Raw genomic sequence first — 20862 nt, 5'->3', positions numbered from 1 at the left:
GCGAACCCCTGTGAGGCCGTGTGTGGCCCCGTAGCGGCCCGCCGTGGGGTCGTGGACGGGCACGACCCCCGGCAGGCTGGCGGTCAGACGGACGGCGCCGGGATCAGGACGTCCCTGCCGCAGACCGTGCAGATGCCGCCGTCCTCCAACTCCTCGGCAGTCACAGGCGTCCACACGTCACCGGTGGGTGTGGGCGCGCACCGAGGGCAGTGGAGGTCGACCCGTTCGGCGAGGACGTAGGCGACGACCTGATCCGGCGCGTCCCGCGCCTCGCTGTTCGTGGGCTGCTCCTTGTCGAAGCAGCGGCAGGACGGGCCGCCCCACCGGCCGGGGCAGGCGTGGATCGTGTCGTCGGGCCGCGCCTCGCTGTTCGTGGGCTGCTCGCCAGCCAGCCGACGCAGCAGCACGTCCCGCGCGGCGTCGATCGCGGCCTCCAGCCCGTCATCCCAGCCAGACCGGTAGTGCTCCGAGCCGGGCGGCGGCGGGGACTTCAAGGCCCAGATGGCTTGGGCGAAGTGCTTGGCCAGCTCCTCGGCGGCCCGGTCGGCGGGCGACTGCACCGCGGGCTCGACGGCAGCCAGCATCGCGGCAATCTCGTCGGGCCCGTTGCCGTCCCGGAACAGGCTCGCGGCCATCGGGTCCGCGTCGTCCGCGGTGTGCAGCAGCGCGGCACCGATCTCCTGCACGGTGAGGCCGTCCCGGTAGTGGGCGGTCCGGAGGAAGGCGACGGCTTCGAGCAGGGCGATGGCCCGCTGCCGTTCGGCGGGGGTGATTCGGGCTGGTTCATCGGGGCTCCAGGGGTGTGAGAGGTAGTCGGTAGGTGGTCTGTCACTGGCGCTTGCGGCCCCACTGCTCGCGTCGGCATGTCCGGCACGGGCTTGCGGCCCTGCGTGTCGAGCGGCGCCTGCCATCCCTTGGTGCGGCGGCGTTGGATGCGGCGGGGCTGGTCGGTGGTCATGTTCACTCCTTACTGACTGGCGGGTCAGTTGGGTGCTCTGGTCAGGAGGTGCGGCGGTCAGGCAGTCGGCTGCGGGGCCTTGTGGACGGTGAAGTGGCCGTCGAGGTGGCGGATGATCCAGTCGCCGAAGAATGCGACGACGTGGTTCGGGCGTTCGCCGATGCGGAGGCCTACGACCTGGAGCTTGTCGTCGACGTTCTGCCAGTAGCCCTTGGTGAAGACCCATGGCCGGAGCCGGTCGATCTCGTTCGCGACGCGGCTGAAGCTGCGCGGGGTCAGCTCCCACGTCTTGCAGCCCGCGGCCTCCAGCTCGACGAGTGGCCGGCAGTGGTCGCATTCGGCGCGGACGTCGGTGAGGTTGCCATGGGCGTCGACGTCGCGGTTGTCGGCGTCGCCGAGGTACTCACCGCATCCGTTGCAGCAGCGCTTGAGGGTGACGGTGGTGACCTTGCGGCCTTCGTCGTTGGTGGTGACGCGGTCGGGGGTGTTGGTGCGGGGCGGGAGCGTGTTGGTCATGACTGCTGCGCCCCGTCCTGCCGCGCCCCGGCGGCGGGCTGGGTGCCCGTCAGGGCGTCGAGGATCAGGCCCCGGTACTCCAGCGCGGAGCGGTTCAGAACAGGCTCTACCTCCAGGACGCGGCGGACGCGCTGGACCGCGGCCAACTGGCGCTCCGCCTCAGCTTCGGCCTCGCCCAGTGCGGCTTCGTGGCTGCACTCGATCGGGTCGGGGCACGGCGCCTCGGTGTCGGCTGGTGTCTCGCCAGCCAACCGGCGCAGCTCGGACACGGCACGCTGGACGCCCTCCGCAGCCTTCTGCCCCATGTCGTCGTACACGGCGGGGAACAGCGCGGTGTACAGGTGCTGCGCAGCGGCGTTGAGGACGGTAGCCCGGTCGGCGGGTTCGGGCAGCACGGCCAGGACCGCGTCGGCCATCTCCTCGAACGTCTCCCGGTCCATCGTGCAGGCGGCGGACCACTGCGGGTCTCGCGGCGGCCGCTCCCGCTCGTACAGTGCGGCGGCGATGCGGTCGCGGAGGTCGGGGTCGGGCTGGGTCATGGTTGCTCCAGGGTCGGTACGGTGTGGGCAGGCCCGGCGCTGCTATCGACAGCGCCGGGCTGCGTGTTCAGGTGGTGAGTCATGCGGGGGCAGTCGCGTTCTTCGCGGCAGCGCGTTGACGGCGCCGCAGGTTGGCGACAGCCGACTCGCCCTTGCCGACGGTTCCGCGCACGGAGCCGGCCCGCCGGTCGCATCCCCAATGCCGGGAGGGCTGCTCGCCTTCGTGCCACAGGCCCCGGAACGCTCCCCGCGCCCGGCCGATCAGGGACCGGAACGTCTGGTCCTCGATGTCGAGGAGGCGAGCCGCGTCCGGGTAGTCGCCCGTCGCTGCGAGCGCGGTGAACGCTTCTCGCTGTCGGGGGGTGAGCGCGGCCAGGATCTGTTCCAGGGCGATGCGCTCGACGATCCTGGCCTCGGCGCTGGGCACCGCGCGGCCGGCCCATTCCCAGTACGTGGCGTACCGGGCGCCGTTGTTGCGCGTGTCTGTGCGGGCGCCGTGGTGGCGCATCGTGGCCTTCACGTCGTGGACGAGGGCTTGGCGGCCGGCCTCCAGCAAGTCGCGTCGGCTGGGCGGGGTGTCGGTGGTGCAGAGGTGTTCGACGATGCCGTGCCAGGCGGCGGCGTGGAGGTCGTCGCGGTCGCCTGCGGGCCACCAGGTGCGGTTGTTCATGACGACGGCGCGGGCGAATGCGTCGAGGTCGCGCATGGTGTAGCCGTGGGCTACGACGGTGGCTGCGGTCATCGGGGTTCTCCGTTCGGTGGTGGTGTGCCAGTCACGGCCGACGGTCAGCGGCGGGTTCGTCCCATGCCGCGCCCCCACGCTCGCGGCCGTCGATGACGAGCGGTCCGGCGTGCGGGTCGACGTCGCGCCGGTAGTGGCCGGGCGGCTCGGTGCACACGGTGTCGGGGTACTGGTGGTGGCGGGCGCCGCACCGGTCGGCCTCCTCACCGTCCGGCCCGGCCAGGTCCGTTCGCAGTGCGGCGGCCCGCTCGGGGTCCAGCTCCAGCCAGTACGGCTCACCGGCCGGCCCGGACAGCAGGACGGTGATGGTGTCGTCGTCGCCCCACATGACGTCGTCCAGGCCCCACCGCAACTGGGTGGGCTCCGGGGCTTCGCCGGCGGTGACGCCGGGGCCACAGATGTCGGCGATCTCGTCGGCGCCGAACCCGTCCCGCTTGAGGCTGGCGGCCATTTCGTCGGCGTCGGCCGGCAAGTGGTCGGTGACCGACGCGGCGAGCGTGTTCAGCGCCTCCTCGACGAGCAAGTCCTTCTGGCCCGACTTGGCGACGTCCCGCAGGTACAGGAGCCGCTCGCTGCGGTTGTTGCGCTGGCGGAGGGTGAAACGGTGGGCGGACTGCTCGGCGTCCAGTTCGGCGCGGAGGCGGCGGATCTCGGCGACGAGCGCTTCGGTGTGGAGTTTGTCGAGCGCGTTGCGGGTGCCGTTCTTCCAGCCCTCGGTCATCCAGTGCGACTCGTTGTCGGACGGCCACGGGTTCTTGCGGTCGATGCGCTGGCGGAGTTCGGCGGTCTTGGTCTGGATGGCGTCGAGGTCGAGCTGCTGCTCGCTGCTGGTCATGGTCTGCTCCTTGTGGCGGTGGCGGGCCGTCAGGCTGGTTACTGACTGGCGGGTCAGTTGGTGTGTTGGTCACGTGGTGCTCAGGCCTGCTGGTTGGCGATCTCCAGGAGGACGTCGGCGTGGCAGGGTTCGTCGAGGGGGCACCAGCACATGAGGTCCCGGCCGGTGAGTTCGGTGCGCGCCGCCTGGGCGAGGTCGGGCCGCTGGTTGAGCCAGTCGCGGAACATGGCGACGGCCTGTTCGCGGGTGGCGTCCTGGACGAGGTGCCAGGTGATGGTCTTGTCGGGGTGGACGTAGGCGTGCTGTTGGCCGGAGGTCTTGCCGAGGCGGCCTTCGCGCTCCCAGTCGGAGCCGTCGAGGGCGGGCATGCGGACTTGGGTGCAGGGGTTGCCCCAGCGGGTGCCGCGGCCGACGTACTTGGCTGCGCGGCCTTGGCCGTCGAGTGGGGTTGTCCAGCCGGGGGTGCGCTTGCGCTGGATGCGTTGCGGGGGGCGGGTCATGGGTGGCTCCTTGTCAGGCGGTGGTGCGGGTCGTGAGTTCGCGGTGTCGTGCGTCGGAGGCGTCTGCGAGGGCGGCGGCCAGGCGGTCGTGAACGTGGCGCAGCCCGGGATGGTGGTGGCGGGCCCACTTGGCTGCGGCGCGCACGCGCTCGATGGCGGCCTGGGCCTGCTCCAGCTCGGCGGCGAGTCGGTCGATCTCGGGGACGATCGTCTGGACGTGCCGGAGGTTCGAGCGAGCGACGGCGCGCGCGGTGTCGGCCTCGCGGATCTCGGCCTCGGTGTGCTGGCGCAAGAGCGCGTCCTCGTCGGGGGTAAGGCCGGCGGCGGCGCGGCCGAGCAGGTTGCGCAGGCTGATGCGGCGGGCGGTGCGCTGCGCGTCCGCGTCGTCGGCCGTCGTCCGTACGTCGTCGGCGGCCACGTCGGTACGGGTGACGGGCGTCGTCACGGCGTCGGCGATGCGTCTGACCTGCGTTGTCAGGGCACCGACGGCGCGGACGACGGCCAGCACGTCCGAGCTGGAGTGAGTCACGTGGGCTGGTCCTTCCGGGTCTGGTCGGTCGGGGCGGGGCGCCATGGCGGATAGAGCCAGTGGGCGAGGGTGACGGCGCTGGTGGCGGTGACCAGCAGGACGTACGCGACGACGGCGATCACAGGTAGCCGCCCACGACGTCCACGGTGGTCATCTCGCGGGACCGGATACGGCGGCCCTGGCCCCATAGGTCGGCGCCGATGCGGGGCCGGGTGCAGCGGCAGGTACCGGCGGCGGGGAGGAAGTGGCCGCGGGGGCAGCGGGGGCGGTTCATGGTGGTGGACCTCCGTTCGGTCAGCTGGCGATGGGGAGGGGCTGTGCGCCCGCAGGAGCGCCGCTGGTGCGTTTGGCGGCCCGGGAGGTCCCGGAGCGCGTACGCGGCTGTCCGTGCCCCTGCCGGGCCGCGCGGCGCCGTTCTGCCGCCGCGCGCTCCAGACGCAGCGCCTCACGGCAGTCCTCGCACGAGGGCTCACCGAGCCGGCGGTGGAGGAAGTAGCCGACGCCCGACCCACCGAGGGCGTGCTCGTCCGCGAGCCGCTGGCGCCGCTTGGCCTCCACGTGCGCGGTGTGCGCTGCCGTGCACTCGTCGCACGGCCGCTCCCCGTACCCGAGGTGGGAGCGGTAGGCGTCCTCGCTGCCGCATACGAGGCGCAGCCGGCCGGCGTCATCGAACCGCCATGGGCGGCCGTTGTGGAAGCTGCGTCGCTGGGCCGCGGTGGTGCCGCCCCACACGCCGTGTGGGATGCGCTGCTCCAGGGCGTAGCTGGCGCACTGCGGGCGCAGGGGGCAGCCGCGGCACAGGCGTACGGCTGCGGCCCGCTCGGTGGCCTGGTCGCTGAAGAACGGGGCGGGGTCGAGTCGGCAGGGCAGGCCGGGGGTGCGGGCGGTGAGGTCGGGCAGGGTGGTCATGTGCGCTCCCCGGGGTGGTCGTGGGGCGGTTGGTCGGCGGTGCTGGTCAGGTGGTGCGGCCGTGGGGGCGCGTCCACTCCTCGGGGAGCGGCGGGGCCTCGCGCAGGTCGGGCCACTCCAGCCGCTCGCCTGCGGTGTCGTCGCTGCTGGGCGGGTTGTTGAGGTCGAGGCGGGCGAGGAAGACGCGGCCGGTGAGGTCGGCGGGGTGGCACTGGGCGGCGGCGGCGAACGGTGCGGCGCCCGTGAGGTAGGCACGGCGGGGGCTCCAGGCGAGGACGCGGACCCAGACGTGGGCGGTGTCGTCGTCCTCGCAGTCCATGGGCACGCCGTCCAGGTCGACGGCGATGACGCGGAGGGGGGACGGGCCGAAGGGGTGGTCGGTGGTCATGCGCTGTGCCTTTCGTGGTCGGTGTCGGCGAGGTACGGCTCACAGCGGGCGTGCACGGTGCGGCCGGGGCCTCGGACGGTGGCGGCGGTGAGCACGGGGGTCTCCTAAGCGGCGTCGTGGGGTGCGTCGTCGTGGGGGTGTGTGGGGTGGTCGGGGTGGCTGCCGGTGGCGGGGTCGCAGCCGATGTGGGTGTCGTATCCGCGGGCTGCCCAGTCGGGGTTGATGGGGCGGTCGCAGATGGTGCACGGCGGACCGTCGGCGTCTCCTGTCCCGCGGTCCCCCTCCGTACCTCCCCCCGCCTTAGAGGCGGGGCGGGGGGAGGGAGGTCGGGGAGGGACGTCCCCCGGGGCTCCCCCGGGAGTTGGGGGGAGGTTTGACCTGCGCGTTTCTTCGGGCTCCCTGGAACTCCCCCCTTGATCGTGGGGGAGTTCGCTTTCAAGATCGCGGGGGAGGTTCGGGGGGAGGGCAATTCGGGCATCCTGTGCCTCGTCGAAAGAGTCCTTCCGCTTGCGGATCCGAACCGCCTCTTCGATCTTGTCCTTGCGCATCTGGATGCCGTACTCCGCGCACCACTTGATGACCCGCGGGCTCCCCCAGCCCACCGGGACCTGTGCCTTGTGGAGCACGCCCACGAGCCACTCCGGGGTCCCCTTGACCTCCTCGGCCGGCCGAACGTCCAGGGACTCCAGGACCACCGAGGTGACCGGGCGCCCGTCGGGCTTGGCTTCGCCATCGAGGGTGACGACCTTCAGCCCGAACTGCAGATCACCGCTCTGCTCGTCGTCCTTCTGCTTGCCGACCTTCACCGTGACGATCGTGTTCCGAGCGTCCTCACCCTTCTTCGACACGTGAAGCTCGGACTGCAGGGCGCCCTTCGCGGACGAGGCGCCGCGGCCGTGCTCCCCGACGTGGCCGGTGTGGTGGATGACGAGGACGCAGGCGCCGGTCGCGCGGCGGAGCTCCTCGATGCGTTCGATGACGACGCCGACTTCGGTGTTGGAGTTCTCTTCAACGCCGACGGAGACACGGGCCTGGGTGTCGATGATGACCATCTGCGGTTGCAGGCGGCGCATCGCCTCGATGAGCGTGTCCCACTCGGGGCCCATCGCCTGCACCGGGCGGGGCAGGAAGAGGACGTTGTCCATCTTCAGCCCGTAGTGCTTCTCCCAGGCCCGGACGCGCTTCCGGATACCGCGGGCGCCCTCGGCGACGAGGTAGACGACCGTGCCCTGCCGGACGTAGTGGCCGTGCCAGCGCATGCCCGTGCCGACATGCCCGGCGATGTCGATCGTGACGAACGACTTCATGTGCCCGGACGGGCCGATGATTCGGGCCAGGCTGTCGAGGTGGAGGAGGTCGCCGACGAGGGGTTCCAGCGTGGGCATGTTGTCCAGGCTGGCGGCGTCGAGGAGTTCAGCGAGGAGGGCGTCGGCGGGGTCGCCGGAGCGGCCGGCGGAGCGTTCCTGCTGCCGCTTCAGGTAGTCGTCGATGAAGGTGACGGCCCGGCCAGGCTCGGCGTCGGGTGAGGTGGCCTGCTGGACGATGCGGCGGCCGAGGTCAGCTTCGGCGCGCAGGTCTGCATCCCGGCGGACGATCCGCGCGTGGTACTCGGCGTCGAGGCTGTAGTCGCCGAGCTGGTTGATGTAGGCGAGGCCGCCGGCGCGCTGCAGTTCCTTCCGCCTCTCCAGGTCCAGGCGGATGGTGAGGGGGCTGATCGGCTGGCCGTCGCCGTGGAGCTGGACGATGACGTCCCAGATCAGCTCGTGGGCGGGGAGGGCGAAGTCGCCACGCGTGATGATGCCGCGCACGGTGTCGATGTCCCGGGGGTTGTGCATGCAGCCGCCGAGGACGTATCGCTCGGCGTCGTACTGCTCGGGGCCGTGCGGGTCCGCCGTGTCGCGGGTCATGTGGCGGACGTTGTCCACGGGGCGGTCCTCCGTCAGAAGAGCGTGGTCGGTTCGGTGGTGCAGCGGTGCGTGAGGAGGTGCTGGTGCGGGCAGTCCGGCGGGTGCCGGCCGGTGGTCCAGCGCAGCCGGAGCGGGCCGTGGCGAGGGCGGGGCAGGCACCACACGAGGTCGTGGAGTGTGCTCGCCTGCGCGGCGGGCCCGTAGGGGCGGGCCTCGTCCGGCGGGGGAAGGTCAACGCGGGCCTGGAGCGCTGCGGTGTGACCGACTCACTGGACGAGGAGGGGCGCGGAGCAGCCCGGGCAGCGGCTGATGCCGTCGCGTGTGCGTGCTCCGCGCCCGCTCATCAGGCCGGGGTCCCGTTCATGACCGCGGTGTCGATCTGCTCGCCGATCGCCTTGACCACGTCGGCGAACGCGGTGCGGCGGATCTCGTCGGGGCGTTCCAGCTTGTAGCCGAGCTGCAGCCCGTTCTGTCCGATGCGGTGGCGGAGGCGGGCGGTGAGCTTGTAGCCCTCGCTGCCCTCGAACGGGATGAGGCCGATGACGAACGTTTCGGGGACGGTGAGCTGGCCCTTCTGCCCGGCCTTGGTGCTCTGCGTCTCGACGTACTGGAACTGCCGCTGCCCGGAGGAGAGTCGGCTGGCGGACTGGAAGTCGACCTTCACGGCGGCCTGGAAGGACTGCGCGATCTCCAGCATGTCCGCCGAGGACGGCTCCAGCAGTTCGGGGAGGTGGTCCTCAAGGAACTCGGCGAACTCCTCCTGCCGCATGAGCTGGCCGTCCTGGTGCATCCACTGCCGCCAGGCGGTGGTCTCGCGGAGCGCCAGGTGGAGGCGGTGGCCAGCCCAGCGGGCGGAGTCCGCGGTGTTGGCGTCGAGGACGGCGGTGACGGTGAGGCGCTCGCTGTCGGCGTACACCTCGCTGTTGTCGTCGTGGTGCTTGGTCCAGTAGGCGAGGAAGGATTCGGCGTCGCGGACGGTGGTGGTGCCGGTCTTCCGCGACGGCTGGTCCTTGTAGTCGTCGCCGGTGAGGTCGACCTTGTGGACGCCGTTGGGGGTGTGGAAGGCGTACACCTTGCCAGGCTGAAGTTCGGCCGGCGGTGCGGAGCGCAGGGCGGTGTCGACGATGACCTGCGCGTTGTCGGTGGTGTTGGTCACGGCTTAGGCGTCCTTGTAGTCGGTGGTGGTCTCGGTCATGCGGAATTCGGTGGTGCCGTCGGCGTTGCGGTACACGCCGGGGGTCATCTGGCGGGGGTCCTCGCGGACGGGCTGGCCGTCGTCGTTGAGGAAGTAGAGGCTCTTGACCGGGGTCGGCTTGGGCGCCTTGACCGCGGACTCGACGCCGATGGGGAGTGGTGCGGACTCGACGCCGTTGGCGGGGGGTTCGACGACGATGGTGATCGTCATGGAGCCCTTTTTGCCGTGGGCGCGGACGGCGTCGAGCAGCTGGTGAAACTCGGTGCTCAGTTCCTCTTCGGTGCGGCCGTTGAGGTGGCTGGCGAGGAACGCGGCGACGGGCGCCTTCTGCTCCTCGGTGATCTCACCGGTGGTCTTGTCGACGTTGCTCATGTGCTGGTGCGGCCTTTCTGGTGAGTGCCGTGGTGATGAAGTGGTCAGCGGGCCGCGCGGTTTGAGACATCGCGGGCATGGCTGCGCGGAGGGGGAGACAGGGGCGGCTCCGCCCTGCCATGATACTTTAAAGATTTCGAAGATTGGAGAGATTGGTCATGACTTACACTCTGACCATGGCTGCTGACCAGGGCATTCGGATCGCCGAGGACGGCGTGGCCGAGGTCTCCATGACCGACGCCCGCGCGAACCTCACCCAGCTCATCCGTGAGGTTCGGTACGGCGGTCGGCCCGGGGCCTTCACCGAACGCGGGAAGCGCAGCGCCTACGTGGTGCCGCCCGACTTCTACGAACGCGCGGTCAGGGACAGGGCGACCGTCGCGTTCCTGGAACGGCGCGCGGAGGAATCGGAGGACGACGCCAAGGCGCCCGCGCCGACGAATGCTCGTGTGCTGCGGGAGGCGCTGAATGCTGCTGCGCGCTTTGCCGTGGAAGCGGTGCGTCGCGTTTACCTCGACTGACATCGTTCCCCTCCCTTCTCTCCGGGCCCCGCACCGTTCTGGTGCGGGGCTTGTGTCATGCGGCCAGCGGCTGCGCGCCGGTCCGGCAGACGTGGATGGTGCGGATGGTGGCCACGAACCGCTTCACCGCGGCCGCCCCGGACACCGGGCCCTCGACCGTCTGGCAGCGCAGGCACTCGTAGCGGGCGCGGGGTGCGCGGCGGTAGGTGATCTGACCGGCCCGGTCACCGTTCTTGTTCTCGAAACCGTCGCCGCAGTCGACGAACAAACCGCCGACCAGAACCCGGGCCGTCACGCCGCATCCCGCCTTGCTTGCGACCGGGCATCCCTCGCCCGCTTGCACGCGTTGCAGTAGGCCCGCCCGTCCGCCGCGACCCGCCCGTGCTCGGCCTGGTCGTGGTCATTGCGGCAGCGCTCCTGCAGGGCTCGGCCGCCGCTGATGTACCGCAGCTGTTCCCGGTTGCGGCGGCGGCCCGGCGCGTCCTCGACGTGGTCGGGGGCGACGCAGTGCTGCATGCCGCAGTCGGCGCGGACCTGGCCGACCGGGTCGCGGCCGGTGCGGATCCGGAACGCGATGCCCGCAGCGCTGTGGTGGCGGTAGCCGTGGGAGAGGAGCGGCCTGTTGCTGGTGGCGTTGCGTTCGCCGGTCCAGTCCATGTGGCCGCCGGGGAGCGGCTTGGCGTACTCGCGCCAGCGGTCTTCGATCGTGACGGTCTCGATCGCCCGGACGTGGGCGGGCAGGCCGAGTTCGTTGCGGATGGCGCGGACGCGGGCTCGGTCGACGTGGAGGTCGGCGGCGATCTGGTTGACCGGGTGGCCGGCGCGGAGGGCCGCGGTGATTTCCTCGCGGCTGGCGTTGGCGTGGTTGGCCATCAGGCAGCCACCCCCATCACCGGCTGCGCGTACCGGTCGATGTCCTCGCCGCTGATGGCCTCGACGAGGGCCGCGACGATGACCTCGGCGCAGTTCGGGGTGACCGCGTTGCCGTACTGGCGGACCCGCTCCCGCTTCGAGCCGAGCACGATGTAGGCGTCGGCAAAGCTCATGGCCCGGCCGATCTCGTGGGGCTCCAACATGCGGAACCGGACATCGTTGAGGTCGACCTCGCCCTGCACGAGCGCGTACCGGTCGCGGGTGGAGAGGGTACCGATCGGCTCCCGGACCGGGCGGGCGGTGCCGTTGCCGTAGTACGGGACGAGCAGCGACTCCCACGTGACGAGGGACTGGTGGCCCATCGTGGTCAGCGTCCGCAGGGGCTCCTCGACGGCGGTGCAGTGCTCGCGGCCGTCACCCTTGCTGCCGTTGTTCCGCATCACGAACGCGGACAGATCCGGAGTGACGAGCCCGTGGTGGTTGCCGGACGCGGTGACCGTGGCGAGGGACTCGGTGGCCGACCGGGCCACCGACCCGCCGCCGCGAAGTTCGGCGATGAACGGCAGCCAGGCGAGGCCGGTCTCGTTGCGGGCGGTCTGGGTGCGCAGCGGCAGGTTCGCCGAGTTCGGCTCCTTCCCATCGCGGCCCTCGACTGGGATGAGCAGCGGCGGCACGGCGAGACCGTCGTTCTCCCGCGTCGTCCGCGTGGGCAGTGCCTCGTCGACGGGGACCGCCTCGGTCCGCCATGTGCCGCCCGCCGGGACCATGACTGGCCGGGCGAACTTGTCCAGGCCGGCGCGGATCCGGGCGAGGGTCTTCTCGGCGAGCGGCTTGGTGCGGTCGCCGATGCGTTGCCCGGGGATCGTCCAGTCGATGGCGACGGCAGCCGGGAGCGTCTCGGGTTCGACGACTTGGTTGCGGCAGCTGGTGTTGGGGCAGCGGTAGACGTACTGCTGCTTGTAGCGGCCCATGTCGCGGCCGGGCTGCTTGAACCGCTGCACGGCCTGCACCCACGTCTCGCAGCCGGTGCACCAGGCGCGCGGCCTCAGCCACTTGTCCCAGTCGGGCGTCCGGCCCAGGGACTCGTGCCAGTACGCGACGTACAGGCGGTCGCGGGACTGCGGAGCCTTGTGCACGGTCCGCGGCTCGGCGTGCATGCTGTTGAGCGCGATGACGCGGGTCTTGTAGCCGAGCTTGCGGATCTCGCCGATCCAGCGGTCCCACTGGTCCCAGGCGCGGACGTCGACGACGTTCTCGACGACACCGGCCTTGACCAGGCCGCCGCGCTCCTGCACGCCGCGCAGGTACATGGGCACCTCTTCCATCAGCGCCCGGGACCGTTCGACCTCCTCGGACGGGCCGAACCCGTCGAACAGATCGCCTTGGAGGGAGGCGTCGAAGTCGCGGCGCTTACCGCGGGCGTTCGACCACTGCGGGCACTCGGGGGACGCCCAGAAGATGTCCGTCACTGGCCACTTCTCGACCGGGGCCTCGCGGATGTCACCGCGGTAGTGGTCGACCTCGGGGAAGTTCGCTGCGTGCGACTCGATCGCCCGCTCCCAGTGGTTCGCCGCCCGGGCCATACGCACGCCCGGGATGGAGTGCATGCCCTGGGAGGAGCCGCCGGCCCCGCAGAACCAGTCCATGACGGTCAGCTCGTTGTCGTAGTGGTACGTCATCGAGCGGTCACCGCCTCGCGGTCGGGCCACTGGCAGCCGGCCAGCGCCGCCCGGTGACCATCCGGCACCTCGGCCAACGGCACGCCGAGCCAGTCCAGCCCCATGGCCCGCAGGATCAGCGCGTCCGCCTCGTCGTCGGTCGGGAGGATCGCTCCGTACCGGTGCTGCGCCGCCTCCAGTACTGCGGCCTTGCGGCTTCCGCCGTTGCCGGTGGCGTACTTGGCCCGGGACATCGGCGGGATTACGGCGACAGGGATGCCGCGGGCGCACAGGCCGTCGATGATGAGCCACCACAGGCCACCTCGGTCCCAGACGGAGCCGCCGACGCTGTGGTGGGAGGGGCCTTCGACGCAGGCGAGGTCGACGGTGCCGACTTCGGTGAGGACGGTGTCGAGGATGTGCCGCATTCGGGTGCGGCGTTGGAGGATGGTGTCGCGGCGGCGTCCGGTGGTAGGGACACGGGTGGTGCCGCCGAGGGTGGAGATGCCGGTGCCGGTGAGGCTGATGTCGAGTCCGGCGACGCGGTATCGGGGCCGGGTCCCGGCCGCCGCGGGGGCGGCCGGTGCCTCGGAGGTGATGTCGAACAGCGTGCTCATGGCTGCTCTCCCTTCTGCTGTTCGTCACGGACGGCCTGCCGCAGCCGGTCCCAGCTGGCGTCGTGCGCGGGCACCGGCGGCAGCTGGGCCAGCGCGGCATCGACCCGCGCCGACGCGGCCACCCAGGCCCGCCGCACCCGGCGGACCACGAGACCCAAAGCGACCAGGACGATCGAGACGAGGGCGATGACGGCGGCGCTCACGATCCGGCCCCCGTCCCGGCCTGCTCGTGGCCCTCCGCGCAGCGCAGCACGGTGCCGTGGCGGGTGGCCGCGGTCTCGACGCCGCCGCACGGGTTGCAGGTGACGAACTCGGTGGTGACGATGGCGCCCGGCACGGCGCGCGGACCGCGGTGCTTACCGGTGTGCACGCCGGCCAAGCGGAGCGGGGCGCGCAGCGGGCGTGGCAGGCGGCGAACGAGATCGGTGATCACTTGTCGTACCTCATCTTCTGTTCGCGGCGTTCTTGCCAGGTCTCGCCGTGGGCGACGGCGGTGATGTTGAGGCCGACGGCGTTGTCGAGGCGGCGCTGGAGCTGGTCGGCGCGGCGCTGCTCGGCGGCGAGCGCCTTCCGGTAGCGGGCGCAGGCGCGGAGCGCGCGGGTGAGACGGCGGGCGACGGCCAGGTTGGCGTCGGTGAGGCAGTCGTTGACGATGCGGGTCGCGGCGAGCTGGTCGAGCGCGTACTCGCTGGTGCCGACGGCCTTCTCGTAGTCGGCGGTGCGGACGAACGGCCACCTCATGACTGCTCACCCCCGCGCTGCGCCGGGATCAGCGGCCACTCGGTACGCACGCCGTCCGCCCACGACTCCTTGCCGGGAGTACGCCGGAAGTACGCGGCCAACGAACGGCCCTGCTCCTCGGCCCACTTGATCTGGGCCTGGTGCAGGTCATCGATACTCATCGCACCGAGCTGCGGCACCGTCGAACCGAGACGCCACGCGACCCGGCAGGCGGCGATGGCATCCGCGTCCGCGGAGTGCGCGCCGTCCAGCGGAACCTGGTAGTGCTGGCACAGGGCGGTCAGCGTGCGCTGGCCCTTGCGTCGCTGGTCGACCTGCTTGTCCAGGACACGGGGGTCGACCACCCGCAGGTCGTCGCCGACGACGTCCGTGAGAGGAGCGATGCCGTGCCGGCGGGCCTCGCGGTCGAGGATGGTCAGGTCGAAGGAGGCGTTCATGGCCACGATCGGGATGCCGTGCGTGACAACCTGCACCAGCGCGGTCACCAGGTCCTGCACCACGTTGGCAGCGGGGTAGCCCTCGGCCCGGGCCTTCTCGGTAGTGACCCCATGGACCTTCGCGGCGGCCTCGGGGATCTCCATGCCGCCCACGTCCGACAGCCACGTCGATGATGCGGTGGGCTGGCTGCCGCCGCACTGGACGATGCAGGCGGTGACGATGCGGTCCTTCTCAACATCGACGCCGGTGGTCTCCAGGTCGAAGCCGCACAGGCGGCCGGTGAACCAGGTCACTGCACGTCACCCGCCTTCAGTGCGGCGAGGAACGCCTCCAACTGGCCGACGCTTGCGGACGACGGGTGCAGCCCTCCGTGCCGTTGAGCGAACGCGGTCTCCACTTGTTCCGTGGTCATGCCGCGCGGGCCGGCGGCCGCGATGATCTGGAACCACACGTCTTGAGCGGCGGCCGGGTCGACCAGCTCAGCCTCGTACACGCCCTCGGCGTCCGGCGCGCTCACCGGCGCCGAAGGCGTCGGCTCAGCGGCGCTTCCGCCCGGGGCCGGCTGTCCCTCGTCCGGCTTCTTCACCGCTGCGCCGAGCACAGCGGCCCGGGCAGTCAGCATGTCGGCGAGCGCCTTGTCCATCTCGCCGCGCTCGACGGCCTGCTCGTACAGCGCGCGCACCTCGGCCGGGGTCTTCGCCTCGGCGGCGAGTGCCGCGTAGTCCGGCCGCCCCGAGGTGATCGCCACCCGCTCCGGGCCCGAGGCCACCGCTTGCGGGGCGCCGCCGGTGATCTGCCCGGCCATCAGCGCAGCCGGGGTGATCTCCACATCCAGCGTCGGCACCATGAACCGAGCCGGCTTGTCCTTGACGATGGCCGTCTTCTCTTCCACCCCGAGCCACCCAGCGACGTACCCGCCGGCCTGCGCCAGCAGCTCGGCCGCGGGCGGCAGGGTCACGGCCGCGTGGTAGCCCTTCGAAACGAGCAGCCACTGGCCGAGCGCCGGGACGTCGCGCAGCATCACGTTGACGCGGGTGGTGATCGCGCAGTCCCGGTTCTCCGGGTCGCACAGGCACGGCCGGTCGGACTTGTGCTCGGTGACGCCGTCGCAGCGGCGCTGGCACTTCGAGCCGGCGTACAGCTCGTACCACTGCGAGACGGCGTCCCGGGGCGGGATGAGGACGGGCAGCCGGTTGGCCTGGGAGTACACCTCAAACTCAGCCGGACCGCCGTTGGCCGGGGTCCAGGGCTTCACCTCGCCGCCGTACAGCTCGGCGACCGCGGTGAGGATCTCACGGGAGGGGGAGGTGAAGCGGAACTTGTCCAGCTTGGCCGGGCGCGTCTTGCCGTTGGCGGTGGGGACGACGTGGCCGAGGCGGATCTCACCGAGCTGCCGCATGCGGCGCTGGAGATCGATGATGGGCATCAGGCAGCCCTCTCTTCAGTGCGGGTGGGGAGGGTGAGAGCGGGACGGATGACCTGCTTGGACAGGCCGGACGTCCACTCGGCGTTCCGCTTGACGGTCAGGAACGCCTCGAACACGGCGTCGTCGGCGACCGCGGGGATGAGCCGGTAGCCCTCGGGCCTCAGGTGCAGGACGACCCCGGCCCAGAACGTGTCGGGCATCGGCACCTTCGTCCCATCGCGCAGCCAGGCGACCCGGGCCTTGCGGTACGCGGCCATCTGCAGAGCGGCCTCCGGGTACACGCCCTTCACGTCGAGCTCGCCGCCGGTCTTGGTGTCGCCGACGAACACGGCGCCCGACGGGACCTCGGTGTCGAAGTACGCGGACAGCGCGGCGGCGATGAGGGGGGAGCGCAGCAGGTAGTCGAGCGTCCCGGCGTAGCCCTCGGCCTCGTTGCCGACGACCATCTCGGAGGCCTCGAACTCGACCTGCCACTCCTCGACGAAGCGGAGGAAGTGGTCGAGGAAGGGGGCCAGCTCGGGGTCGCTGAGCAGCTCGGCGGGCATCGGGGTGCCGAGGACATGGGCCTCGACGAGCCGGTGCACGGCGGTGCCGATGTCGGCGCGCTCGTCCTTCTTCCGGATGTGGGCGCGGCGCAGCCAGTCGTAGGCCTCGGTGCGCTGGTCCGGGTAGAGGGAGGAGCTCACCAGGTACGGCAGGTTGTTCATGGCCGTTTCGGCGGTGATGTTGCCGGCCCAGAAGGTGAGGGCGTCGCCCTTGGAGCAGCCCTGTTCGAGGATGGTGGTGACGCGGCGGAGCTTGAGGTTGGTGCCCTTGACGCGGTACCAGCCTTGGGAGGGCTGGGGGATGCGGTCGGTGCCGGTCGGCTCCTGCTCGGTGCGGGAGCGGCGGCCGGCGGCCGGGGCAGCGTTCGCCCCGGCCTGCGCGGCGGTTGTCATCGGGCGCCGTCCTTCCTGGTGTTGAGCGTGTAGAACCGGCCGTCCTCCGGGCCATGCGCGATCAGCTCGCCCCGCCGCGCCAACTCCGCCAGATCCCGGCGGGCCGTCCCCCGCTGCACAGGGCCGCCGGACCGACGGCGCATGCGCTGCACCCGACCAGCCGGCCAACGGCCGCCGCGCGAACGGATCGTGTCGAGGAGCTCAGCGAGCCGGTCCTCGTGGGAGCCACTGCTCATCGGCGCCCCTCCGTCCGGCCCGGACGACTGGCCACCAGGGACCCGCCGCCGACCGCAACCGTCATCGCGGTTGCCACCCACAGCAGACGCGCGGTGACCGGGTCGGCCACCAGCAGCGAGACGAGCGCGGCGGCGAGAGTGGCGATGCCGCTGATGCCTGCGATGGCCAGGCAGGCGGTGAAGGTGCGGAAGTTCACTGCGCCTCACCGCCCTCAGCGACCTTGAAGCATTCCGCCGCGGGCCTCGCCTTGCTGTTCTGCGCCTTGGCCAGACCCCGTTGCTCGCTCGCCACAGTGCGCAGCGCGAGCGCAATCAGGCGGTCCGTCGCCCGCTCGGCGTAGGCGTCGGCCACCGCAGCGGCCTCGCTCAGCACCTCGGCACGGTGAGCGTCCAACCAGTCGTTCGGGAACAGGCCGAACATCAGCAGCACGTAGGCGATCTCCTCGCCCGCCGTCTCCGCCTTCCGCTCACGCAGCCACGAGGGCACCATGGCGTTCGCCAGATGCTCGGCGAGGTACTGGCGGTTCTGCGCGTACTGCAGTACCGGCCAGCAGGCGGTCCGGTTGAACTCGTCGATGGCCTCGTAGAGGCTGGCTTCGGTCTTGTCACGCGGGCTCATGCGGCACCTCGCTGACCCGGCAGCAGCTGCTTCGGGTTGAACCGCGACAAGCGACGGACCACCTCGGTGAACTCGGCCAGCAGCCGACGCGAGTCCACGATCGACACCTCGACCTGCGCGGTGTCCATCCCGCAGGTGTCCTCGACCTGCAGCAGCGCCGCATCCAACTCGCCCTCGGCGCGCGGCCCGCGGACCACGTCGGCCAGCTCGTCGAGCGCGTCGATGATCGCGTCGCGGTCCTTCGGCTCGGCCCAGTGCTGCACGAGCTGAACGAGGGTGTCGTTGCGGATCTGGTCGACGCGGAGCACGCCGTGCAGGTGGTTCGCGCCGAGGGTGAACGACAGGCCGGGCTTCTTCGAGTTCATCGGGTCGCCTCCGGGGTGGGAGCGGAGAGGATCAGGAGCAGTGCGGCGACCGACACCGCGGCCGCGCGGCCGGCGTCCTGGGCGGTGTGCCGCAGGTTCGTCGCCTCGACCAGCACGCGGTCCCCCACGGCCTGCCAGTCCTTGACGAGGAGGTAGTCGGCGTCGGCCCACAGCAGGACTGGCAGGGAGACGGCGGCGCTCGCGCTGATACCGATCGACAGGCATGCGGCCCAGTCCGCGACGGTGGCGGCCATCAAGCACCGCCCGTCTGCGGCAGGTCCCGGCCGAGCCGGTAGCCGTGGTGCACCGACGCGTAGTGCTCGCCCTCGACGGCCGGCGCGAGCATCTGTGACAGGCGACCCGCCGACGCCTCGGCCTCCGGGGTCAGCGTGTACGCGATCGGGTCCTCGTCCACCGGCCGGTCCCTGCCGGCCAGCTGCCCCTCCAACGCGGCGATCCGGTCCCGCTGCACGCGCAGCGTCTCGGCAGCGTCGGACAGCGACTCATTCGTCGAGTGCCGCTCCGCCAACAGCTCGGCGACCCGGGCCCGCAGGTCTTCCACCTCGTCGCGGAGCGCGTTCTCAACCTTCATCCGGTCGCCGCGCTCCTGCACCAGCCGAGCCACCGTGGCCGCAGCCTCGGCGAACTCCCGCTTCACGGTGCGGGTCTCGTTCTCCGCCAAGAGCCGCGCCTGGTCCGACTCCTGCACCTCTGCGAGCAGATGCTCGTTCTTCGCGAAGACGTTGTTCCTCTGGTCACGGAAGGCGTTGCGCTGCCGCTCCAGCTCGGAGGCGTAGGTGACGACGTTCTCCAGGACGAGGCGCAGATCGTCCTTGCTCATCCGGGCGTTGAGCGCGTTCCGGGCGAGGTCGAGCATCGAGCGGGGCTGCCGCCTCTGGGGGACCATCGGCGTCTCGCTCATGCGGCCACCGCCTCGGCGATCTCGTGCATCACCGGCTCGTCCGACGGCAGAACCACCGTGACGAAGACCGGCACTGGCGGGAACGCCGGCGAGTCCGTCCACGTCTGCGTCCGCAGCGTCCACGCCGTCTGACCCGACGGCAGATCCGTCCGCGTCACCGTGCCGTGCATCACGTGCAGCCACTCGGCCAGCACGTCGATGTTCGTCGCCGTCACCAGGACCGCCGACTCGGTCGCCTGCACCGCGATGTGCGTCGACTGCGGCAGCTCCTGCACCACGCACGTCGTCTGGTACGAGTGCTCGTTGCGTTCCCGGGCGTCCTGCCGGGCGCGGAAGCTGGTTGGGGTCTGAGATGATGTGGCCATCGAGGGCCTCTCTTCCTTCTGGTAGGGGCTCGCCGATCGGGGGTCGCCAGGCCGGTCAAAGCGGGCGGCCCTTCGGCGTTTCAGGGGTGGTTCAGCCCCGCGCGGAGCGGCGGGACGGCAGTGGCACCAGGTGCCCCAGCGGGTGGGGGCCGGTGGAGGCGCCGGCCGGAACGGCGGCCAGAGGGCCGGTCGTCGGCTCGTGGTGGAACAGGGCGTCGATCCGCTCGATGTCCGAGTCGGTGAAGTACACGACGCGGCCGATCTTGGTGTGCGGCAGCTTCTTGATGTTCTTGCGCAGCCACGATTCGCTGACACCGGGCAGTTCGGCGGCGGCCTCGGGGTAGGTGAGGCGGCGGGTCATGCGGGCACCGCGGCGATGTGCGGGGGCTCGGCCGGGGCCTCGACGGTGCGGCCGGTGTGCTCCCAGAGGACCAGAAGGTCGACTCCCAGCCGTCTGGCAATTGCCGTCGCCTCGTCGTGGGTGGCGGTGCGGCGCTCGCCGGAGCGCAGGTGGCCGATCTTGCTGTGGTGGCATCCGGCTGCGTCTGCGAGGTCGCGGACTGTCACCTCGCGGCCGTCGCCGGTGCGCTTCATGAGCCTGACGAGGAGGTCAGGGTCCACCAGGACCATGGGGTTCTGCTGCGGACGCACGTGTTCACCTCCGTAGACGGATTGTGCGTTTCCGTGAACAAGAACGACAGTACACACCCGTAGACAGCTTGTCTACGGAAACGCACAGGCAGTCAGATCCAGTCAACGCACCCCGTGTGTATGGCGCGCACGGGGTGCTTACGTAGACACTCTGTGCCTAGGCATAAACGGTTGTACGGGCTGACCTGGCAATTGTCCGTTGATCAGAAGGTTTAACGTAGACAACTGGCGTCACACGCGGGACTGAGAGGGCAGAATGCACGCCATGACTGAGCAGCGGACCGACTTCGCCGACCTCGTACGACAGCGGCGAGCTGAACTGGGCCTGAGTGTCCGGCGGCTGGCGGATCAGTCTCTCGACCCCGAGACCGGAACCCAAGCCCGGTTCGGATGGATCAGCAAGGTCGAGCGCGGCGAGAGCACTGACGCCCCGCCGGCCGCCGTCCTGCGCGCCCTCGCCGCCGGCCTGTCCCTGCCGCTGCGCGTACTGCAGGAGGCGGCTGCCGCCCAATACCTCGACCTGGAGTCATTCGTCTGGAGCCAGGACCGTACGACCCGGGTGCTCGCCGCGCACATCGAGGAGATGACAGAGGAAGAGCGCAGGCAGCTGGCCGACATCGCCGAAAGCTTTGCCCGGAGGCGCACGAAGGGTGATGGTCCGGCGCGGGGCAAGACGGACGAATAGTGCAGCTTTCCACTACTGAGCGGTTCACTCTGGTCACAGGCTGATCGGTATGGCACAGTCGGTGATCCGCCTGGGGGGCGCAACGGATCAATCTGCACAACCGTTCGAACTTACGAACGAGTGTGCGCTTGTACCTGGGAGGCATGCGGTGGCGGACGAAGGCGGCGTGCAGCCGCACGGCGGCGAGGCCAACGACCAGGAGCAGTCGCGGGGGAACCAAGGAACTCCAAAAGCCGAGTTCCGGATGGAGTTGGTGGACAGCCTGCCGGGGGGCCGAGCTGTCATCGGAGTGGAACAGGAAGGCGAGTTCGTCTGGCTCGCATCCAAAGAGCACGTCAGCGAGCAGGCCCGGGACGAGTTCGTGGAGCAGCTCACCCGCATAGTCCACGAAGGACTCTGGGTGCAGAACTGGCCCGG

Annotated in this window: 35 protein-coding genes; 3 read left to right on the top strand and 32 right to left on the bottom strand. The window is 70.9% G+C overall.

Annotated features, from left to right (window positions below; all coding sequences use genetic code 11):
* Positions 1 to 83 precede the first annotated feature (83 nt).
* The 14 genes from IE312_RS25055 to IE312_RS24995 all read right to left on the bottom strand — a co-directional run bounded on the left by IE312_RS25055 (position 84) and on the right by IE312_RS24995 (position 9390).
* On the bottom strand, positions 84 to 686 hold the full coding sequence (locus IE312_RS25055; RefSeq protein WP_189984581.1) for a hypothetical protein: 603 nt from the start codon (positions 684 to 686) through the stop codon (positions 84 to 86).
* 329 nt (positions 687 to 1015) lie between these two features.
* Entirely contained in the window at positions 1016 to 1474 is a 459-nt protein-coding gene (locus IE312_RS25050; RefSeq protein ID WP_189984580.1) for a hypothetical protein, read from the bottom strand.
* The gene (locus IE312_RS25045; RefSeq protein WP_189984579.1) at positions 1471 to 2013 is read right to left on the bottom strand and encodes a hypothetical protein; all 543 of its coding nucleotides are present in this window, start codon (positions 2011 to 2013) and stop codon (positions 1471 to 1473) included. Before IE312_RS25045 ends, IE312_RS25050 begins: the two co-directional genes overlap by 4 nt.
* 79 nt (positions 2014 to 2092) lie before the next feature.
* Complete coding sequence (locus IE312_RS25040) at positions 2093 to 2755, bottom strand: sigma-70 region 4 domain-containing protein (RefSeq protein WP_189984578.1); 663 nt, start codon at positions 2753 to 2755, stop codon at positions 2093 to 2095.
* 31 nt (positions 2756 to 2786) lie between these two features.
* The gene (locus IE312_RS25035) at positions 2787 to 3590 is read right to left on the bottom strand and encodes a hypothetical protein (protein ID WP_189984577.1); all 804 of its coding nucleotides are present in this window, start codon (positions 3588 to 3590) and stop codon (positions 2787 to 2789) included.
* An 80-nt stretch (positions 3591 to 3670) separates the two neighbouring features.
* Positions 3671 to 4090, bottom strand: coding sequence for a DUF4326 domain-containing protein (locus tag IE312_RS25030; RefSeq protein ID WP_189984576.1), 420 nt, complete (start codon positions 4088 to 4090; stop codon positions 3671 to 3673).
* A gap of 13 nt (positions 4091 to 4103) precedes the next feature.
* Positions 4104 to 4619, bottom strand: a complete 516-nt coding sequence (locus IE312_RS25025) for a hypothetical protein (RefSeq protein WP_189984575.1) — start codon at positions 4617 to 4619, stop codon at positions 4104 to 4106.
* A complete protein-coding gene (locus IE312_RS43830) occupies positions 4616 to 4741 on the bottom strand; it encodes a hypothetical protein (RefSeq protein ID WP_268254351.1) in 126 nt (41 codons plus the stop codon). The genes IE312_RS25025 and IE312_RS43830 overlap by 4 nt, the downstream gene beginning before the upstream one ends.
* Positions 4738 to 4893 (bottom strand): hypothetical protein, encoded by a 156-nt coding sequence (locus IE312_RS25020; RefSeq protein WP_189984574.1) that lies wholly within the window; start codon positions 4891 to 4893, stop codon positions 4738 to 4740. Before IE312_RS25020 ends, IE312_RS43830 begins: the two co-directional genes overlap by 4 nt.
* Positions 4894 to 4913: 20 nt before the next feature.
* Complete coding sequence (locus tag IE312_RS25015; protein WP_189984573.1) at positions 4914 to 5528, bottom strand: WhiB family transcriptional regulator; 615 nt, start codon at positions 5526 to 5528, stop codon at positions 4914 to 4916.
* 46 nt (positions 5529 to 5574) lie between these two features.
* Entirely contained in the window at positions 5575 to 5916 is a 342-nt protein-coding gene (locus IE312_RS25010; RefSeq protein WP_189984572.1) for a hypothetical protein, read from the bottom strand.
* 104 nt (positions 5917 to 6020) lie between these two features.
* Entirely contained in the window at positions 6021 to 7841 is a 1821-nt protein-coding gene (locus IE312_RS25005) for an AAA family ATPase (RefSeq protein ID WP_189984571.1), read from the bottom strand.
* A gap of 325 nt (positions 7842 to 8166) precedes the next feature.
* Positions 8167 to 8979: a DUF2303 family protein gene (locus tag IE312_RS25000; protein WP_229900407.1), complete on the bottom strand. Its 813-nt coding sequence runs from the start codon at positions 8977 to 8979 to the stop codon at positions 8167 to 8169.
* Positions 8980 to 8982: 3 nt separating this feature from the next.
* A complete protein-coding gene (locus IE312_RS24995) occupies positions 8983 to 9390 on the bottom strand; it encodes a YfdP family phage-associated protein (RefSeq protein WP_189984570.1) in 408 nt (135 codons plus the stop codon).
* Between the two features lie 176 nt (positions 9391 to 9566).
* On the opposite strand from IE312_RS24995, the gene IE312_RS24990 reads away from it, so the two are divergent.
* Positions 9567 to 9911, top strand: coding sequence for a type II toxin-antitoxin system Phd/YefM family antitoxin (locus IE312_RS24990; protein ID WP_189984569.1), 345 nt, complete (start codon positions 9567 to 9569; stop codon positions 9909 to 9911).
* 55 nt (positions 9912 to 9966) lie between these two features.
* Here IE312_RS24990 and IE312_RS24985 read toward each other — a convergent pair whose 3' ends face one another.
* The 18 genes from IE312_RS24985 to IE312_RS24900 all read right to left on the bottom strand — a co-directional run bounded on the left by IE312_RS24985 (position 9967) and on the right by IE312_RS24900 (position 19760).
* Entirely contained in the window at positions 9967 to 10206 is a 240-nt protein-coding gene (locus IE312_RS24985; RefSeq protein ID WP_189984568.1) for a hypothetical protein, read from the bottom strand.
* The gene (locus IE312_RS24980; protein WP_189984567.1) at positions 10203 to 10784 is read right to left on the bottom strand and encodes a hypothetical protein; all 582 of its coding nucleotides are present in this window, start codon (positions 10782 to 10784) and stop codon (positions 10203 to 10205) included. The genes IE312_RS24985 and IE312_RS24980 overlap by 4 nt, the downstream gene beginning before the upstream one ends.
* Positions 10784 to 12463 (bottom strand): DNA cytosine methyltransferase, encoded by a 1680-nt coding sequence (locus IE312_RS24975; RefSeq protein WP_189984566.1) that lies wholly within the window; start codon positions 12461 to 12463, stop codon positions 10784 to 10786. The genes IE312_RS24980 and IE312_RS24975 overlap by 1 nt, the downstream gene beginning before the upstream one ends.
* Positions 12460 to 13059, bottom strand: a complete 600-nt coding sequence (locus IE312_RS24970) for a hypothetical protein (RefSeq protein ID WP_189984565.1) — start codon at positions 13057 to 13059, stop codon at positions 12460 to 12462. The genes IE312_RS24975 and IE312_RS24970 overlap by 4 nt, the downstream gene beginning before the upstream one ends.
* Entirely contained in the window at positions 13056 to 13262 is a 207-nt protein-coding gene (locus tag IE312_RS24965) for a hypothetical protein (RefSeq protein ID WP_189984564.1), read from the bottom strand. The genes IE312_RS24970 and IE312_RS24965 overlap by 4 nt, the downstream gene beginning before the upstream one ends.
* Positions 13259 to 13492 carry a hypothetical protein gene (locus IE312_RS24960; protein WP_189984563.1) on the bottom strand — a complete coding sequence of 78 codons (234 nt, stop codon included), beginning with the start codon at positions 13490 to 13492 and terminating at the stop codon, positions 13259 to 13261. Before IE312_RS24960 ends, IE312_RS24965 begins: the two co-directional genes overlap by 4 nt.
* Positions 13489 to 13800 carry a hypothetical protein gene (locus IE312_RS24955; RefSeq protein ID WP_189984562.1) on the bottom strand — a complete coding sequence of 104 codons (312 nt, stop codon included), beginning with the start codon at positions 13798 to 13800 and terminating at the stop codon, positions 13489 to 13491. The genes IE312_RS24960 and IE312_RS24955 overlap by 4 nt, the downstream gene beginning before the upstream one ends.
* A complete protein-coding gene (locus IE312_RS24950) occupies positions 13797 to 14531 on the bottom strand; it encodes a 3'-5' exonuclease (protein ID WP_189984561.1) in 735 nt (244 codons plus the stop codon). Before IE312_RS24950 ends, IE312_RS24955 begins: the two co-directional genes overlap by 4 nt.
* Positions 14528 to 15664: a recombination directionality factor gene (locus IE312_RS24945; RefSeq protein ID WP_189984560.1), complete on the bottom strand. Its 1137-nt coding sequence runs from the start codon at positions 15662 to 15664 to the stop codon at positions 14528 to 14530. The genes IE312_RS24950 and IE312_RS24945 overlap by 4 nt, the downstream gene beginning before the upstream one ends.
* On the bottom strand, positions 15664 to 16602 hold the full coding sequence (locus tag IE312_RS24940) for a hypothetical protein (protein ID WP_189984559.1): 939 nt from the start codon (positions 16600 to 16602) through the stop codon (positions 15664 to 15666). The genes IE312_RS24945 and IE312_RS24940 overlap by 1 nt, the downstream gene beginning before the upstream one ends.
* A gap of 232 nt (positions 16603 to 16834) precedes the next feature.
* On the bottom strand, positions 16835 to 17035 hold the full coding sequence (locus IE312_RS24935; RefSeq protein ID WP_189984558.1) for a hypothetical protein: 201 nt from the start codon (positions 17033 to 17035) through the stop codon (positions 16835 to 16837).
* Positions 17032 to 17457: a hypothetical protein gene (locus tag IE312_RS24930; protein ID WP_189984557.1), complete on the bottom strand. Its 426-nt coding sequence runs from the start codon at positions 17455 to 17457 to the stop codon at positions 17032 to 17034. The genes IE312_RS24935 and IE312_RS24930 overlap by 4 nt, the downstream gene beginning before the upstream one ends.
* On the bottom strand, positions 17454 to 17822 hold the full coding sequence (locus tag IE312_RS24925) for a hypothetical protein (RefSeq protein ID WP_189984556.1): 369 nt from the start codon (positions 17820 to 17822) through the stop codon (positions 17454 to 17456). Before IE312_RS24925 ends, IE312_RS24930 begins: the two co-directional genes overlap by 4 nt.
* Complete coding sequence (locus IE312_RS24920; protein ID WP_189984555.1) at positions 17819 to 18076, bottom strand: hypothetical protein; 258 nt, start codon at positions 18074 to 18076, stop codon at positions 17819 to 17821. The genes IE312_RS24925 and IE312_RS24920 overlap by 4 nt, the downstream gene beginning before the upstream one ends.
* Positions 18076 to 18744 carry a hypothetical protein gene (locus tag IE312_RS24915; protein WP_189984554.1) on the bottom strand — a complete coding sequence of 223 codons (669 nt, stop codon included), beginning with the start codon at positions 18742 to 18744 and terminating at the stop codon, positions 18076 to 18078. Before IE312_RS24915 ends, IE312_RS24920 begins: the two co-directional genes overlap by 1 nt.
* Positions 18741 to 19109, bottom strand: coding sequence for a hypothetical protein (locus tag IE312_RS24910; protein WP_189984553.1), 369 nt, complete (start codon positions 19107 to 19109; stop codon positions 18741 to 18743). Before IE312_RS24910 ends, IE312_RS24915 begins: the two co-directional genes overlap by 4 nt.
* A 91-nt stretch (positions 19110 to 19200) precedes the next feature.
* The gene (locus IE312_RS24905) at positions 19201 to 19470 is read right to left on the bottom strand and encodes a helix-turn-helix domain-containing protein (protein ID WP_189984552.1); all 270 of its coding nucleotides are present in this window, start codon (positions 19468 to 19470) and stop codon (positions 19201 to 19203) included.
* Positions 19467 to 19760 carry a helix-turn-helix domain-containing protein gene (locus IE312_RS24900; protein WP_189984551.1) on the bottom strand — a complete coding sequence of 98 codons (294 nt, stop codon included), beginning with the start codon at positions 19758 to 19760 and terminating at the stop codon, positions 19467 to 19469. The genes IE312_RS24905 and IE312_RS24900 overlap by 4 nt, the downstream gene beginning before the upstream one ends.
* A 265-nt stretch (positions 19761 to 20025) precedes the next feature.
* Here IE312_RS24900 and IE312_RS24895 point away from each other — a divergent pair, with 265 nt between their 5' ends.
* Together IE312_RS24895 and IE312_RS24890 are read left to right on the top strand one after the other, a co-directional pair.
* The gene (locus IE312_RS24895; RefSeq protein ID WP_229900406.1) at positions 20026 to 20445 is read left to right on the top strand and encodes a helix-turn-helix domain-containing protein; all 420 of its coding nucleotides are present in this window, start codon (positions 20026 to 20028) and stop codon (positions 20443 to 20445) included.
* A gap of 148 nt (positions 20446 to 20593) precedes the next feature.
* Positions 20594 to 20862: hypothetical protein (locus IE312_RS24890; protein ID WP_229900405.1), on the top strand; the 269-nt coding region annotated here is incomplete at its 3' end.

The sequence above is a fragment of the Streptomyces capoamus genome (genome assembly GCF_014654935.1).
Lineage (GTDB): Bacteria > Actinomycetota > Actinomycetes > Streptomycetales > Streptomycetaceae > Streptomyces > Streptomyces capoamus.
This window is presented reverse-complemented; position numbering and strand designations above follow the sequence as displayed.

Coding starts and splice junctions, on each gene's coding strand:
- IE312_RS25050 (WP_189984580.1), bottom strand. CDS start 1,474: ATGACCAACACGCTCCCGCCCCGCACCAACACCCCCGACCGCGTCACC.
- IE312_RS25045 (WP_189984579.1), bottom strand. CDS start 2,013: ATGACCCAGCCCGACCCCGACCTCCGCGACCGCATCGCCGCCGCACTG.
- IE312_RS25040 (WP_189984578.1), bottom strand. CDS start 2,755: ATGACCGCAGCCACCGTCGTAGCCCACGGCTACACCATGCGCGACCTC.
- IE312_RS25035 (WP_189984577.1), bottom strand. CDS start 3,590: ATGACCAGCAGCGAGCAGCAGCTCGACCTCGACGCCATCCAGACCAAG.
- IE312_RS25030 (WP_189984576.1), bottom strand. CDS start 4,090: ATGACCCGCCCCCCGCAACGCATCCAGCGCAAGCGCACCCCCGGCTGG.
- IE312_RS25020 (WP_189984574.1), bottom strand. CDS start 4,893: ATGAACCGCCCCCGCTGCCCCCGCGGCCACTTCCTCCCCGCCGCCGGT.
- IE312_RS25015 (WP_189984573.1), bottom strand. CDS start 5,528: ATGACCACCCTGCCCGACCTCACCGCCCGCACCCCCGGCCTGCCCTGC.
- IE312_RS25010 (WP_189984572.1), bottom strand. CDS start 5,916: ATGACCACCGACCACCCCTTCGGCCCGTCCCCCCTCCGCGTCATCGCC.
- IE312_RS24995 (WP_189984570.1), bottom strand. CDS start 9,390: ATGAGCAACGTCGACAAGACCACCGGTGAGATCACCGAGGAGCAGAAG.
- IE312_RS24990 (WP_189984569.1), top strand. CDS start 9,567: ATGGCTGCTGACCAGGGCATTCGGATCGCCGAGGACGGCGTGGCCGAG.
- IE312_RS24980 (WP_189984567.1), bottom strand. CDS start 10,784: ATGGCCAACCACGCCAACGCCAGCCGCGAGGAAATCACCGCGGCCCTC.
- IE312_RS24975 (WP_189984566.1), bottom strand. CDS start 12,463: ATGACGTACCACTACGACAACGAGCTGACCGTCATGGACTGGTTCTGC.
- IE312_RS24970 (WP_189984565.1), bottom strand. CDS start 13,059: ATGAGCACGCTGTTCGACATCACCTCCGAGGCACCGGCCGCCCCCGCG.
- IE312_RS24955 (WP_189984562.1), bottom strand. CDS start 13,800: ATGAGGTGGCCGTTCGTCCGCACCGCCGACTACGAGAAGGCCGTCGGC.
- IE312_RS24945 (WP_189984560.1), bottom strand. CDS start 15,664: ATGCCCATCATCGATCTCCAGCGCCGCATGCGGCAGCTCGGTGAGATC.
- IE312_RS24940 (WP_189984559.1), bottom strand. CDS start 16,602: ATGACAACCGCCGCGCAGGCCGGGGCGAACGCTGCCCCGGCCGCCGGC.
- IE312_RS24930 (WP_189984557.1), bottom strand. CDS start 17,457: ATGAGCCCGCGTGACAAGACCGAAGCCAGCCTCTACGAGGCCATCGAC.
- IE312_RS24925 (WP_189984556.1), bottom strand. CDS start 17,822: ATGAACTCGAAGAAGCCCGGCCTGTCGTTCACCCTCGGCGCGAACCAC.
- IE312_RS24920 (WP_189984555.1), bottom strand. CDS start 18,076: ATGGCCGCCACCGTCGCGGACTGGGCCGCATGCCTGTCGATCGGTATC.
- IE312_RS24915 (WP_189984554.1), bottom strand. CDS start 18,744: ATGAGCGAGACGCCGATGGTCCCCCAGAGGCGGCAGCCCCGCTCGATG.
- IE312_RS24910 (WP_189984553.1), bottom strand. CDS start 19,109: ATGGCCACATCATCTCAGACCCCAACCAGCTTCCGCGCCCGGCAGGAC.
- IE312_RS24905 (WP_189984552.1), bottom strand. CDS start 19,470: ATGACCCGCCGCCTCACCTACCCCGAGGCCGCCGCCGAACTGCCCGGT.
- IE312_RS24895 (WP_229900406.1), top strand. CDS start 20,026: ATGACTGAGCAGCGGACCGACTTCGCCGACCTCGTACGACAGCGGCGA.